Origin of the sequence: Pseudomonas sp. 22189 (assembly GCF_052045635.1) — a bacterium.
Taxonomy (GTDB): domain Bacteria; phylum Pseudomonadota; class Gammaproteobacteria; order Pseudomonadales; family Pseudomonadaceae; genus Aquipseudomonas; species Aquipseudomonas parakoreensis.
This window is the reverse complement of record NZ_JBQEPG010000024.1, coordinates 20,714-35,518: the sequence shown is the minus strand read 5'-3', so window position 1 is coordinate 35,518 and position 14,805 is coordinate 20,714. Positions and strand designations below refer to the sequence as shown.

The following is a 14,805-nucleotide window of genomic DNA, read 5'->3' as shown; positions in this document are numbered from 1 at the left end:
CCCGGGTGGCGGTTTTTTACATGGTTGACCAGGAACATGCTGCTGGGGGTGTACGGTGTGGCCATGATGTGCGCGGGCGCGAGGTAGTGATCGAGGGCGCGTTCGGCGGCTTCGTGGAGTTTTCTGGAGTTGAGGGATTCGTAGGGTGATACCGGGTCTGTGGCCGGCGGGCTGGGTGGGGTTTCGGGCATCAGCTGGGACTCCGATCGAGGCACTTGAAAGAATTTCTCAATGTAGGAGCTGCCGAAGGCTGCGATCTTTTGATGTTGCTTTTAAAAACAAGATCAAAAGATCGCAGCCTGCGGCAGCTCCTACAGAGGACCGGGCAGTTAGTTCGGGATGCGGCGGCCATCGAGTACTCGGTTGACCATCAGTTCACTGAGCATGATCACCTGATGCAGCATCAGCATGGCCCGGCGCTGTGGGTGGTCGATGACGTCGCCAATATCACGGGCCATATCGCTGGCGGCGGCTAACGATTCGCAGGCTTCGACGAGCAAGGTTTCCTCGTCCACGGTGGGGTCGATGAGGAAGATTCTGTTGGATTTGCTTGAGGGTGTTGAAGGGATCGAGATCTTCAGGGCGCCGGGGTTGAGGTAGAAGTTGATGGCGCGGTCGGTGGCCGCTTTTATCTTCTGCGGGTCGAGGGCTGGGTCGTACGGGATTGAGGTGTCTGGGGGGTTGGGTGTGGCTTTGAACATGGATGAAGCTCCTGCTTAGCAAAAGTAAGGAGCCATCACTCTCGCTACCAAACGAGGGTGGCGGCCATACGCGGGTTGGTAGACCGGTCTAAGCAGGAAAACCCGGCGCTCACGAATGAGCCCCACGCATGGCCACCATAAAATCGAGTCCCTGAAAAGGTACTGAATATGGCGTCGCCATCACACTTAGAAACGGGCTACCAAACCCGATCACTGATTTTCAGTGACAGGGAAACGATATAGCCCGCCCCATAGCCGTGTAAGCCGGCGGATTCTGGCGTACGCGTAGGTAACGGCGCAAGGCGTTGTAGCCGGTATGGCGTAACGGCTCGTGTATTTTAAACGTGGTTGCAGGGTGCGTTTATGGTGTGTGTGGAGGACCGGGATTGCTCCTGTAGTTTTGATGTCGTCTGGCAGACCGCTTTCGCGAGCAGGCTCGCTCCCACAGTTGAATTGAGTGCATTCAGTTGGGAGGTTGGTCGGCTTGTGGGCCGTCATCGCTGGCAAGCCAGCTCCCACAGTTGGATTGAGGGCGAAAAACAGGGACGGGGTCATGACCCGTCCCTTTCGATTTGTGCGCATCAGGCACGAGCCCGGCCAATCAGCTCCGGCAATCAGTCCCGCGCCAGCGCCTCGATCGGGTCCAGGCGCGAAGCATTACGCGCAGGAACGAAACCGAAGACGATGCCGATCAGCGTCGAGCAGATCACCGCAGTCAACACCGAGGCCATGGAGAACACCATTTCCCATTCCTTGATAAACAGCGAAAACAGGTGGCCGATGGCGTACGACAGGGAAATGCCGATGGCCCCACCGAGCAGGCAGACCATCACCGCCTCCACCAGAAACTGCTGACGAATGTCCGACTGGCGCGCGCCGACCGCCATGCGAATGCCGATCTCCCGCGTGCGCTCGGTCACCGACACCAGCATGATGTTCATCACCCCGATGCCGCCGACCACCAGCGAAATCACCGCGATCAGCGACAGCAGCAAGGCCAGCGAGCGGCTGGTTTTCTGTACGGTCTGCATCACGCTGTCGAGGTTGTTGGTGTAGAAATCCCTGATGCCGTGGCGTTGCAGCAGCAATTGGGTGACATGATTTTCCACGACTTTGCTCGACTGGCCGTCCTTGATGCGCACGCTGATGCTGTCGAGAAAGCGTTGGCCCAGGATACGCCCGGCGGCCGTTTCGTAGGGCACCCAGACGTTGAGGGTCTTGCCAGAGGCAAACAGGTTTTTGTTCTCGGCCGCCACGCCGATCACCGTGCACGGCAGGTTGCCGATCAGGATCACCTGCCCCAGCGGATCGACGCCCTCACCGAACAACCGATGCCGGGTGTTGTAGTCGATCACCACCACCTGCGCCTGGCGCCGCGCATCGCTTTCGCTGAAGGTAATGCCCGCCTCCAGTTTGATCCCGCGCACCTGAAAGTACTGGTCGCTGACGCCGTTGATCTGCGCGTCGAGGTCGATGTTGCGGTAACGCAAAAGCATGCTGCGGCCGACCACCGGGGTGGCGCTGTCGACGTAATACAGCTGATTCAGCGCGGTAACGTCGGCCGGCACCAGCGTCTCGATCGAGGCCGCGCGCTTGTCGCCGAAACTGCTGCCGGAATAGATATCGATGGTGTTGCTGCCGATTGCCGAAATGTCCTTGAGCACGTAGTTTTTCGCCCCCTCGCCGATCGCCGAAATCGACACCACCGAGGTGATGCCGATGACGATCCCGAGCATGGTCAGCAAGGTGCGCATGCGGTGCGAAATCAGCGCCACCCAGGCCATGTTGAAGGCTTCCTTGAACAGCCCGAGGCTGGCGACCAGGCGGCGGGTAGCCGGGGGTTTTGGCGGCACGTCTTCACCCGGCAGTTGCCCGGTGTCGCGCTGGTTGCGGCGGTCGCTGAGGATTTCGCCGTCGCTGACTTCGATGATGCGCTCGGCGTTGGCCGCGACTTTCGGGTCGTGGGTCACCAGAATCACCGTGTGCCCGGCTGCGTGCAGCTCCAGCAGAATGCGCATCACCTCCTTGCCGCTGGCGGTGTCGAGGGCGCCGGTGGGTTCGTCGGCGAGAATCACTTCACCGCCATTCATCAAGGCCCGGGCGATACTCACCCGTTGCTGCTGACCGCCGGAGAGCTGGCTCGGCCGGTGGGTCAGGTGCCCGTCGAGACCCAGTCGCGCCAACAACTCGCGGGCGCGGGCGTGGCGTTGCGGCGCGAGAATGCCAGCGTAGATGGCCGGCATCTCGACGTTGTGCATCGCGCTCAGGTGCGGCAGCAAGTGATAGCGCTGGAAGATGAAGCCGAAGTAATCGCGGCGCAGTTCGGCCAGCGCCTGATCGTCGAGGTCGCGGGTCTCCTGACCGTTGATCCTGTAGCTGCCGGCGGTGGCGTAATCGAGACAGCCGAGGATGTTCATCAGGGTTGATTTGCCGGAGCCGGAGGCGCCGATGATCGCCACCATTTCTCCGGCGTTGATCGTCAGGTTGATGTTCTTCAGCGCGAGAAACTCGCGGTCGCCGGCAGTGAAACTGCGGGTGATGCCGGTCAGTTGCAGTAACGGCTGCGTCATGCTCAAGCCCCCGCCACGGCGGGCAGCGGATCACCGATCACCACCCGCTCGCCTTCATTCAGGCCCTGATTGATCTGCACTTTGACGTTGTTGTTGATCCCGGTCTGCACGTTGCGCGACTGCGCCTGGCCCTTGGCGTCCAGCACCCGCACCGGAAAGCTGCCATCGGCATTGCGTGGGCCGAGCGCGGCCACCGGCACGGTCAGCACCGATTGCGCGGTATCAAGGACGATACGCACCTGCGCGGTCATCGAGATACGCAAGCGATGGTCGGGATTGGGCACCTCGAACAGCGCGTTGTAGAACACTGCGGTGTTTTGTTTCGGGGTGCCGGCTGGCGGCGTTTCGAGGAAGTTCTGCGGTGCCGGCTCGGTGCCGCGCAGCTTGCCGTAATAGCGTTTGTCCTCACCGAGGATGGTGAAGTACACCTGCTGTCCCGGCGCGATATGGATCACGTCCGCTTCCGAGACCTGCGCCTTGATGGTCATGGTGTCCAGATCCGCCAGTTTCAGCAGGATCGGCGCCAACTGGTTAGCGATCACGGTCTGGCCTTCCTGGGTAACGATGCCGACCACGTCGCCATCGATGGGTGCGACGATCCGCGTATACGCGAGGTTGACCTTGGCGGTGTCGATCTGGATGTGCGCACTCTTGATCTGCGCGTCCAGCGACAACAGATTGGCCTGCTGCACCTCGTAGTTCGATTGAGCGGTTTCAAAATCCTGACGCGAGATCGAAGCGTCTTCCTGCAGGTTCTGATAACGCTCGTAAATCGCTTTGGTCTGCTTGAGCTGCGCCTGCGTCGCGCGCTTCTGCGCCTGCAGGTTTTCCTCATCGACCTGCGCCTGACGCAGGGTGTTCTGCAGCACCAGCGGATCGATTTCCGCCAACCACTGGCCCTTCTTCACCTTGTCGCCGACCTTGACCTTGAGCGACTTCAACTGCCCCGACACTTGCGCGCCGACATCCACTTGCTTGACGCCTTCCAGCAAACCGGTGGCGAGCACGGTGTTTTCGATGTCCGTGCGTTCGACCGGCGCCGTCTGGTATTTCGGCGCTTCGGCCGGGGCCTGCACCGTGTACAGCACCAACCCGGCCACCGCCGCCAACGCCAACCCCATACCGACTTTGCGCAACTTCGACTTTTCCATAAATAACCACAAGTCCGTTCAGGGATGGACCCGGCCAGCGGCCGGGTCTTGATAGAAAAACCACACTCAGGACAGCGCTTCGCCGACCGCCAGCGCCAGGCCGTCATGCCACCACGCGGCGAAACTGAAGACGTTGGGCGCCTTGAGAATCGTGAAGTGGTTGCCCGGCCCGTACCACACCGCCAGATCACTGACCTGCCGCTGCCAGCCTTCGAGCATCGCCGCCTGTTCGCGCTGATTGCCCCACTCGTCCAGCGTCGGGTCATCGACCAGCACCAGCCGCACCGGCCCGCTGTAGGCCAGACGCGGCTGATAGACCGTGCGCAAGGCGCTGGCGAATGTGCGGACCGGGCCGTGCATCGCATCTGACGCCGCCCGCTCCGACAGCACCCCGGCGCGCACCATGCCGGCGTGCAGCAGGCGCAGTTGCGTGGTGTCATCGGCGTTGGCGAAGGTCGCCGGATCGATGCCCAGCGATTTGCCACAGGACAATTGCAGGGTGTCGATCAGCTGTTGCAGCGCGGCAGTGGCCGTATACGGCTTGCCCGCCGTGCCGTCACCGCCCGGCGCCTCGCTGTCGATCAAGGTCAGCGACGCCACCACGCGCCCGGCCGCCTGCAACTGCGCCGCCATGGCATGCGCGACCCAGCCGCCGAACGAATGCCCGATCAGGTGCAGCGGCCCTTGCGGGTGGATCTGCTCGATGGCCTGCAGGTAGAACGCGGCAGCGGCTTCGACCGCGCTGTGCGGCACACTGGCGCCGTCCAGCCCGCGCGGTTGCAAGCCGATGATCGGCCATTCCGGGCCGATGGCCTCGGTCAGGTGAATGAACCCGGTGACACTGTCACCCGCCCCCGGCACGCAGAAAATCGGCGCATGCCCCGGCTGCCCGGTCTGAATCGTCAGCAGCGGTTGATACAGTGTCGGCTGCGGCGTCACCAGGGTTTCCAGCGCCCCGGTAATGGCCTGACCGAGTGCCTGAATGTGCGGATGCTTCATCATGGTCCGGTGATCGCCGGGGATGTCGATGCAACGCAGCAAGCCGATATCGAAGCGCTCTTCCCAGCCGCGAGTCGGGCTCGGCAATGACTGGCCGTCCATCAGTTCCTGGGCACGGAACAAGTGGATCGGCTGGCTCGCCGGGCTGACCCGGTAATGCGCCAGCGCCAGACGATGCGCCGCTTCGCGATCAAAGTAATGCCAGGCGTCCGCCGCGCTGACCGTGGCCAGTTCCGGGTCGGTCAGTTGTTGCGCCTGACAGCGCTGGAACAGCTCGGGGAAGTCCAGTTGTTCGACTTGCGCTTCCAGCGTTTGCACCGCCGCCAGCGCTGCCTCGCTTTCAGCACCGAGCATCAGCGAACGGCCACGGCAATGGCCGAGTAACTGGCGCTTGTCGAGGCCCTCGCCGCTCCACATGGCCTTGTCCTGAGCCAGCGGGTTCGGTGCGTAGCTGTCGAGCATGCCGATAAACTCCACCGGTTCATCGAGGCCAAGCAATTGCTGCGCGACCTCATGCGCCAGCACCCCGCCGAACGACCAGCCCGCCAGCCGATACGGGCCGTGTGGCTGTACCGCGCGGATGATCCCGACCATGCGCTGCGCCATGCACTCAAGCGTGCGTAATTGCGCTTGCCCCAACGGCACGCCGGGCAGGCCGTAAATCGGGAACTCGCCACCGATGTGCTGGGCCAGAGTCGGGAAGTACACGTCCCTGCCGCTGAATTCATGCAGCAGGAACAGCGGCGTACCGTGCGCCCCGGCACGAACCACGACCAGCCCGTCAGGCTGACTGAGTGCCTCGTCCTGACTGAGCAGCACGGCGGCAGATTCAATGCTCGGGTGCTGGAACAGCTCGGCCAGCGACAGTTGCAGCCCGGCCCGTTGCAGCAGATTGACCAGTTTCACCGCCAGCAACGAATGCCCGCCCAGTTCAAAGAAGTTGTCGTGACGACCGACCTGTTCGACGCCAAGCACCTCGCTCCAGATCTGCGCCAGCGTGGTTTCAACTTCACCCTCGGGTGCCACGTATGGGCGATTGATGACTGCGTCGGCTCCCGGCTCCGGCAGGGCCTTGCGGTCGATCTTGTCGTTCGGTGTCAGCGGCAAAGCGTCGAGCAGCACAAACGCGCCGGGCACCATGTACTCCGGCAAACGCTCCAGCACATGGCTGCGCAAGGTTTCCAACGATGGCGCGTCGATGCCGGCACGCAAGCTGTACCAGGCCACCAGACGCTCATCGCGCACCATCACCACCGCTTGGCGAATCGCCGGATGTTCGATCAACCGTGCCTCGATTTCTCCCGGCTCCAGACGCAAGCCACGCAACTTGATCTGGAAGTCGTTGCGACCGAGGAATTCCAGCTCGCCAGCGTGGTTGTAGCGCGCCAGATCCCCGGTGCGGTACAACCGATCCCCCGGCACAAACGGGCTGTCGATGAAGCGCTCGGCCTGCATCTCCGGCAAACCGTGATAACCCCGCGCCACGCCGACGCCACCGATGTGCAACTCACCGCTGACGCCTTGCGGTACCGGTTGACCGTAGGCATCGAGCACATACAGACGGGTGTTGCTCAATGCCTTACCGATGGGCACCACGTTGTCCGGCACCGGCACGTCCGGCTCCAGCGTCCAGCCGGTGCTGTCCACGGTGGTTTCGGTCGGGCCATAAACGTTGTGCAAACGCACCCACGGCAGGCGATCGCGCACTTGGCGGGCCAGCGCTGCACTGAGTTCGCCACCACCGTTGAGCACATCGGTCAGGCTGGTGCATTGCTCGACACCGTCCTGCTCGATGAACTGCTGCAACAGCGCCGGAACGAATTTGACTACGGTGACCTGCTGCTCACGAATGGTCTGCACCACATACGCCGAATCGCGGTTGCCATCCGGTCGCGCCAGTACCAGGCGCATCCCGGAACACAGCGGCCAGAAGATCTCCCACACCGAACTGTCAAAACTGAACGGCGCCTTTTGCAGCAGCGCGCCGTGCTCGGTCGGCGGACTGAGCTGCGAACCCCAATGCACCATGTTGCAGGCGCTGCGGTGCTCGATCATCACGCCCTTCGGCAGCCCGGTCGAACCCGAGGTGTAGATCATGTACGCAAGATTCGAAGCACTGAGGCCCGGTACTGGCGAATCGTGATCCGGCAGGTGCTGCCAGGTACTGCGGTCAAGGTCGATTACCGTGGCGACCGCGTCATCGAACAACCCGCGAGTAGCGGTCTGCACCAGCACCGCGGTCGGCGCGCTGTCCTTGAGCATGTACGCCAAGCGTTCCGCCGGATACCCCGGATCCAGCGGCACATAGGCACCACCGGCCTTGAGGATGCCGAGCAAACCAACGATCAGATTCAGCCCGCGCTCGACGCAGATCGCCACCCGCGCATCCGGTTGCACACCTTGTGCGCGCAGGTGCCGGGCCAAGCGGTTGGCGCGCTGATTGAGCTCGCGGTAGGTCAGGTTTCCCTGTGCGGATTGCAGCGCGACAGCCTCTGGTTGCCGGCGCGCCTGCGCTTCGAACAAGCCGTGCAACGGCTGCTCCAGCGGGCAATCAACCTCGGTGGCGTTGAAATCCACCAGCAAGCGCTGACGCTCATCCGTCGCCAGCAACGGCACCTGCGTCAACAGCGCCTGATCATCGTTGACCAACGCCGCCAGCAGTTGCTGGAAGTAGCCGACGAAGCGGCGAATGGTCGCCTCGTCGAACAACGCCGTGGCGTAGCGCAACGAACCGCGAATGCCGTCGGGCGAATCGCCGAGGCTCAGTGACAGGTCGAATTTCACAAAGTGGCTGTCGCCGGCCACCCCTTCCAGGGTCAGGTCGCCGAGGGTCAGGCTCGGGCCGTCGTTGTTGTCCCAACTGAGCATGGTCTGGAACAACGCGCTGTGCGACAGGCTGCGGACAGGCTTGCTGATGTCCACCACTTGCTCGAACGGCAGATCCTGATGCGCCTGAGCGTCCAGGGTTTGCGCCTTGACCCGCGCCAGCAGCGTCTCGCCGCTCGGCTCGCCCGAGGTGTCGATGCGCAGCGCCAGGGTGTTGACGAACATGCCGATCAGGCCTTCGATCTCCGCGCGGGTGCGGTTGGCTACCGGCGAGCCGATCACCACGTCGCTCTGCCCGGACAAACGGCTGAGCAGCATCGCCCAGGCGCTCATGATCACCATGTATGGCGTCACCGCACGACGCTGACACAAGGCTTTCAAACCGGTGCTCAAGTGTTGATCGAGCAGTATGTCGACGCGGCTGCCGGAATAGTCCTGCTGTGGCGGACGCGGACGGTCGGTGGGCAGGGTCAGCAGGGCTGGCGCGCCGGCCAGGGTCTGCTGCCAGTAATCGCTCTGGCGCTGCAGCACCTCGCCACTGAGCCAGCGCCGTTGCCACACCGCGTAGTCGGTGTATTGCAGGGCCAGCGGCGGCAGCGGATCGTCTTCGCCACGGCTGAACGCTTGATACAACGCGGCCAACTCGCGGGTCAGCACGCCCATCGACCAGCCATCGGCGATGATGTGGTGCAGCGTCAGCAACAGCACATGATGGTCGTCGGCCAGACGCACCAGACGTCCGCGCAGCAGCGCATCGTGCTGCAGATTGAACGAGGCGCAGGCCTGCTCCTCAATCAGGCCACGCAAGGCGTTGTCAGCCTGTGGGTGCTGGCGCAGGTCTTCTACCGGCAGCAACAGACCGCTCTCGGCCGGCAGGATCAGCACCTGTGGCTGATCGTCGATCTGGCTGAAGCGGCTGCGCAGGGTTTCATGACGCGCGACGATGCGTGCCAGTGCCCGTTGCAGCGCGTCTTCATCCAGTCGACCGCGCAGGCGCAGACCGACCGGGATGTTGTAGGCGCTGTGGCCACCGTCCATCTGCGCCAGGAACCACAGGCGTTGCTGGGCGAAGGACAGCGGCAATCGCTGATCACGCGGTGCCGGCAAAATCTCCGGCAAGGTGCTGCGCCCCGCCCGGCTCAGCACCTCGGCGACAGCGGCCAGTTCGGGATTGGCGAACAGCTCGGCAAGTGTCAGTTCGACGCCCAACTGCTGGCGCACCTGCGACAGCATGCGCATCGCCAGCAACGAATGCCCGCCCAGTTCGAAGAAGCTGTCGTGACGACCGACCTGTTCGAGCTGCAGCAAGCCAGCCCAGATCCGCGCCAAATGGTGTTCCAGCGCCGAGATCGGCGCCACATACACCCGGCTGAGCATCGCTGCCTGTGTCGGCGCCGGCAGCGCCTTGCGGTCGACCTTGCCGTTGTTGTTCAACGGCAGCACATCCAATTGCACCCACGCGCTTGGCAGCATGTATTCCGGCAGTCGCGCCAGCAACTGCGCGTGCAGATCGGCGCTGTCCAGGTGGCCGGCGTGCGCGGTGTAGTACGCCACCAGACGCGTGATGTCCTGACCATCGCGGCGCGCCAGCACCACGGCCTCCTTGATCCCTTGGCAGTTGAGCAGGCGGTTTTCGATTTCCCCAAGCTCGATACGGAAACCACGGATCTTCACTTGATCGTCATTGCGCCCGATGCAATCGAGCTGCCCCGGGGCCAGCCAGCGTGCGAGGTCGCCGGTGCGATACAGCAACGCGCCCGGTTGCTCGCTGAACGGATCACGCAGAAACTTTTCGGCGGTCAGATCGGCGCGGTTCAGGTAACCCAGCGCCACGCCCTGCCCGCCGATGTACAACTCGCCGGTCACGCCCATCGGCACCGGTTGCTGGTGCGCGTCGAGCACGTACACCTGGGTATTGGAGATCGGCCCGCCAATCGGCACGCTCTCGGCGTTTTCCGCCACTTCACGCACTTCAAACGTCGTGGCGTACGTGGTGGTTTCGGTCGGACCGTAGCAATGCACGATGCGCAACTCTGGCGCCTCGGCCAGCAGTCGACGGAACGCCGCCGGATCGCCACGCTCACCACCACACAACAGAATGCGCAGGCCTTTGAGCGCCTGCGGAATCAGCTGCACGTACTGGTTGAACAGCGCAGTGGTGACGAACAGCACCGTCGCCCCGGTTGCGCTCAACTCGCGGCCAAAGGCGTTCGGATCAAGCAAAGTCTGGTGATCGATCACCACCACGCGTCCGCCGTTGAGCAATGGCCCCCAGATGTCCATGGTGCTGGCGTCGAACGCCGGGTTGGAGGCGAACACCACGCGGTCCTGCGCATTGAAATCGGCGTAACCGTTGTTCAGCAGCAGGCGGCCGATGGCGCGGTGCGGCACCATCACACCTTTCGGCGTGCCGGTGGAGCCGGAGGTGTACATGATGTACGCCAGCGATTCCGAGGACTGCGCCAGATTCGGGTTGTGCGTCGGTTGGCCGCTGAGGGTCAAGCGGTCGAGGTCGATGCGTGGTGCAGCGTAGTCGATGACTTCACGGCTGAGGGTCAGCAACGCTGCGGCCTGACAGTCCTCGACCATGAACGCCTGCCGCTCGCTCGGCGCATTGATATCCAGCGGCACATAGGCCGCCGCGCACTTGGCAATCGCCAGTTGCGCCACCAGCAATTCCAGCGAACGCGGCAACAGGATCGCCACGTGGTCGCCCGGCTGCACGCCTTGGCCGATCAAGTGATGCGCCAGACGGTTGGCCTGAGCGTTCAGCTCGAAGTAGCTCAGCGAATGCTCGCCATGCACCGCCGCCACCGCCTTGGGATGCGCCGCTGCCTGCTGCTGGAAAATCCCGTGCACGGTCAGTGTTTGCGGGTATTCGCGTGCAGTGGCGTTGAAGTCGTAGAGCAAGCGCTGACGCTCAGACTCGGTGAGTAACGGCACATGCTCCAGCACTGTCCGCTCATCGTTGACCATCGCCGCCAGCAGGCGCTGCAAGTAGCCGACATAACGCTCGACGGTCGCGTGATCGAACAACGCCGTGGCGTATTCCAGCGAACCGCGAATCACCCCGTTGACCTCAGCCAGGGTCAGGGTCAGGTCGAACTTGGCCACCCGGCCCGGCGCGGCCACAGCTTCAAGACTCAGATCGCCCAGCGCCAGGTGCGGGCCGACGCTGCTGTCCCAACTCAGCGTGGTCTGGAACAGCGGGCTGTGCGCCAGACTGCGCGCCGGCCGGGCGATGTCCACCACTTGCTCGAACGGCAGATCCTGATGCGCCTGCGCCTCCAGCGTGCGCGCCTTGACCCGTGCCAGCAGCGTGGCCACGTTCGGTTCACCCGAGGTGTCGATACGCAACGCCAAGGTGTTGACGAACATGCCGATCAGGCCTTCGATCTCGGCCCGGGTGCGGTTGGCCACCGGCGAGCCGATCACCACGTCGGACTGCCCGGACAACCGACTCAGCAACAGCGACCAGGCACTCATCAGGGTCATGAACAGGGTCACGCCGTGCCGTTGACTCAAGGCTTTGAGCCCGGTGCTCAGACGCTCGTCCAGCCGTACTTCGACGCTGCTGCCGGCGAAGTCCTGCTGTGGCGGACGCGGACGGTCGGTGGGCAGGGTCAGCAACGCCGGCGCGCCGTCGAGGGTCTGCTGCCAGTAATCGCTTTGCCGCTGCAGCACGTCACCGCTGAGCCAGCGCCGCTGCCACACGGCGTAGTCGCCATATTGCAGCGCCAGTGGTGGCAATGGATCCGGTTGCCCGTGACTGAAGGCTTGGTACAGCGCCATCAGCTCACGGGTCAGCACGCCCATCGACCAACCGTCAGCGACGATGTGATGCACGGTCAGCAACAGCACATGCTGCTCGTCGGCCAGACGCAGCAGGCGTCCGCGAATCAGTGGATCGTGCTGCAGATCGAAGGCCGTCGCGGCTTCCTGCGTGAGCAGTGCCTGCACCGTGGCTTCGGCCTGTGAATCCTGGCGCAGGTCTTCCACCTGCAACAGCAGGCCGCTGTCGACCGGTGCAATCATCACCTGCGCCTGATCGTCGACGCTGACGAAACGGCTGCGCAGGGTGTCGTGGCGCGCAACGATCTGCGTCAGCGCGCGCTGCAAGGCTTCGCTATCGAGCCGCCCACCCAGGCGCAGGCCAAGCGGAATGTTGTACGCCGAATTGCCGCCGTCCATTTGCGCGAGGAACCACAGGCGCTGCTGGGCGAAGGACAGCGTGCCGTCACGCGGCACCGCTACGATCGGTGGTTGGCTACTGACCTGCGCGACGCACAGGCACTCGGCGACCGCCGCCAGTTCAGGGTTGGCGAACAGATCGGCCAGCACCAGCTCCAGCCCCAGTTGCTGACGCACTTGCGCGACCATGCGCATGGCCAGCAGCGAATGGCCGCCGAGTTCGAAGAAATGATCATGCCGACCGACCCGCTCGACCTGCAGTACCTCGGCCCAGATCTGCGCCAGCGCGGTTTCCAGCGCGTCTTGCGGTTCGACGTATTCGCGGCTGAACAGCGCGGTCAGCTGCGGCTTCGGCAGCGCCTTGCGGTCGACCTTGCCGTTGGCGGTCAGCGGTAATGCGTCGAGCCTGACGAATGCCGCCGGCACCATGTATTCCGGCAGTTGCGCCAACAGCCGGGCGCGCAGATCGCCAACGCTCAGCGCGGCGCCCTGTTCGGTGAAATACGCCACCAGACGTGGCTGGCCGGGTTCATCCTCTCGGGCCAGCAGCACCGCGTCTTGAACGCCGTCGAGCTGATTGAGGCGGGTTTCGATCTCACCCAACTCGATACGCACGCCACGGATTTTCACCTGATCGTCGTTGCGCCCGAGGTATTCAAGCGTGCCGTCCTCGCGCCAGCGCGCCAGGTCGCCGGTGCGGTACAGACGTGCATTTGGCACGCTGCTGAACGGATCGCGCAGAAAGCGTTCGGCGGTCATGTCCGGACGGTTCAGGTAACCCCGGGCCACGCCGGCACCGCCGACATACAACTCACCGATCACCCCCAGCGGCACCGGACGTTGCTGCGCGTCGAGCAGATACACCGTGGCATTGCTCACCGGTTTACCGATGTGCAAGACGTCGCCCGCCTCGATCAGGCCGGAGGTCGCCACCACCGTGGCTTCGGTCGGGCCATAGTTATTGATCACCCGGAACGGCTGGTTGCGGTTGAACTGGCGCAGACGATCGCCGCCGATCAACAGGGTTTTCAGGGTCGGATGCGCCGGCTCCTGACTGAAGGCGTACTCGGCCACCGGGGTCGGCAGGAAGCTCACGTCCAGCGGCTGCGCACGCCACCAGGTCAGCAGCGCGTCGATGTCTTCGTTGCCGTCATGGTTTGGCGCCAGATGCACGGTCGCGCCAACGCACAAGGCCGGCCAGACTTCCCAGGCCATGGCGTCGAAACCGAACCCGGCCAGGCTTGAAGTATGGCTGCCAGCGTGCAGATCGAAGGCCGCGCAGTGCCAGTCCACCAGGTTGCTCAGGGTCTGATGCTCGACCATCACGCCCTTCGGCAGGCCAGTGGAGCCGGAGGTGTAGATCACGTAGGCCAGGTGTTGCGGGGTCAGGGCCGGCAGCGACGGGTTGTCGATTGGCTCGTTTGGCCACTGGCGCAGATCAAGGTCGATCAGCGGCACCGACAATGCCGGCAGGCGTTCACGCAGATCGCTTTGGCTCAGCACCGCGACAGGCGCACTGTCTTGCAGCAGATAGCTCAGGCGCTCCGCCGGGTGCGCCGGATCCACCGGCACATAACCGGCGCCGGCCTTGAGAATCGCCACCAGCCCGACCAGCGTATCGAGACCGCGCCGGGCGACAATGGCCACGCGGTCGTCAGGCTGTACACCCGATGCAATCAGATGATGCGCCAAGGTGTTGGCCTGGCGGTTCAACTCGGCATAGCTCAGCGAGGCACCGGCAAACACCGCTGCCAGCGCCTGCGGCCGTTCAATGACTTGCTGCTCGACACGCTGGGCGATCGTCAGCCCCTGCGGGTAATCGGCGCGGGTCGCGTTGAAGGTGTGCAACACCTGCTCGCGCTCGGCGCCCGGCAGGATCGACAGCCGTTCAAAGCCTTGATGCGGCGAGTGCTCCAGCGCCTCCACCAGCGCGTGCAAGGCGCATTGCAAATAGTCGCAAATGCGCCGCGCATCGATGCCGGCGCCGGCCAGTGCGGTCAGGCTGAAGCCTTCGCCGAGGTCGTCGACGCTAAGGGTCAGGCGGTAGTTGCTGTGCTCCTCGGCCTCGAGCAATTGCATGCCCTGCCAGGCCGCCCGGGCCTCGGCAGAACCGCCACCCGCCGAGGCACCATGACGGTAATTGAACAACGTGCTGAACAGCGGCGTGCTCGACGCCATGGCGCTGCAATGCTGAATGCGCGCCAGTTGCGCGTGTTCGTGCTGGAGCAGCTTGCTGAGTAATTGATGCGTCGCCAGTGCTGCGCCCTTGACGCTGTGCGCGCGCAGATCAATGCGCAGCGGCAAGGTATTGATGAACACCCCGAGCGCCCGTTCGGCGCCCTCGCCGCCCTGCAAGCGACCGAGCAA

4 protein-coding genes and 1 pseudogene (1 of these 5 running past the window's edge) are annotated in these 14,805 nt (G+C 63.7%); all 5 read right to left on the bottom strand.

What is annotated here, in order from left to right:
- Positions 1-23 precede the first annotated feature (23 nt).
- Positions 24-191 (bottom strand): annotated as a pseudogene (locus ACTJKS_RS22050) (DUF6124 family protein); the annotation flags it as partial.
- A 138-nt stretch (positions 192-329) separates the two neighbouring features.
- Positions 330-701, bottom strand: coding sequence for a DUF6124 family protein (locus ACTJKS_RS22045; protein ID WP_262948586.1), 372 nt, complete (start codon positions 699-701; stop codon positions 330-332).
- A 614-nt stretch (positions 702-1,315) separates the two neighbouring features.
- Complete coding sequence (locus ACTJKS_RS22040) at positions 1,316-3,271, bottom strand: MacB family efflux pump subunit (protein WP_262948584.1); 1,956 nt, start codon at positions 3,269-3,271, stop codon at positions 1,316-1,318.
- 2 nt (positions 3,272-3,273) lie between these two features.
- The gene (gene macA, locus ACTJKS_RS22035) at positions 3,274-4,422 is read right to left on the bottom strand and encodes a macrolide transporter subunit MacA (protein ID WP_198758279.1); all 1,149 of its coding nucleotides are present in this window, start codon (positions 4,420-4,422) and stop codon (positions 3,274-3,276) included.
- Between the two features lie 66 nt (positions 4,423-4,488).
- On the bottom strand, positions 4,489-14,805 hold the 3' portion of the coding sequence (locus ACTJKS_RS22030) for a non-ribosomal peptide synthase/polyketide synthase (RefSeq protein WP_262948581.1). 7,506 nt of this gene lie beyond the right edge of the window; 10,317 of the gene's 17,823 nt are visible here — the last part of the coding sequence; the start codon falls outside the window, past its right edge; its stop codon occupies positions 4,489-4,491.

What these genes read in the sequence shown, in the direction of transcription:
- macA (WP_198758279.1), bottom strand. Translation starts at nt 4,422, where the DNA reads ATGGAAAAGTCGAAGTTGCGCAAAGTCGGTATGGGGTTGGCGTTGGCG.
- ACTJKS_RS22040 (WP_262948584.1), bottom strand. Translation starts at nt 3,271, where the DNA reads ATGACGCAGCCGTTACTGCAACTGACCGGCATCACCCGCAGTTTCACT.
- ACTJKS_RS22045 (WP_262948586.1), bottom strand. Translation starts at nt 701, where the DNA reads ATGTTCAAAGCCACACCCAACCCCCCAGACACCTCAATCCCGTACGAC.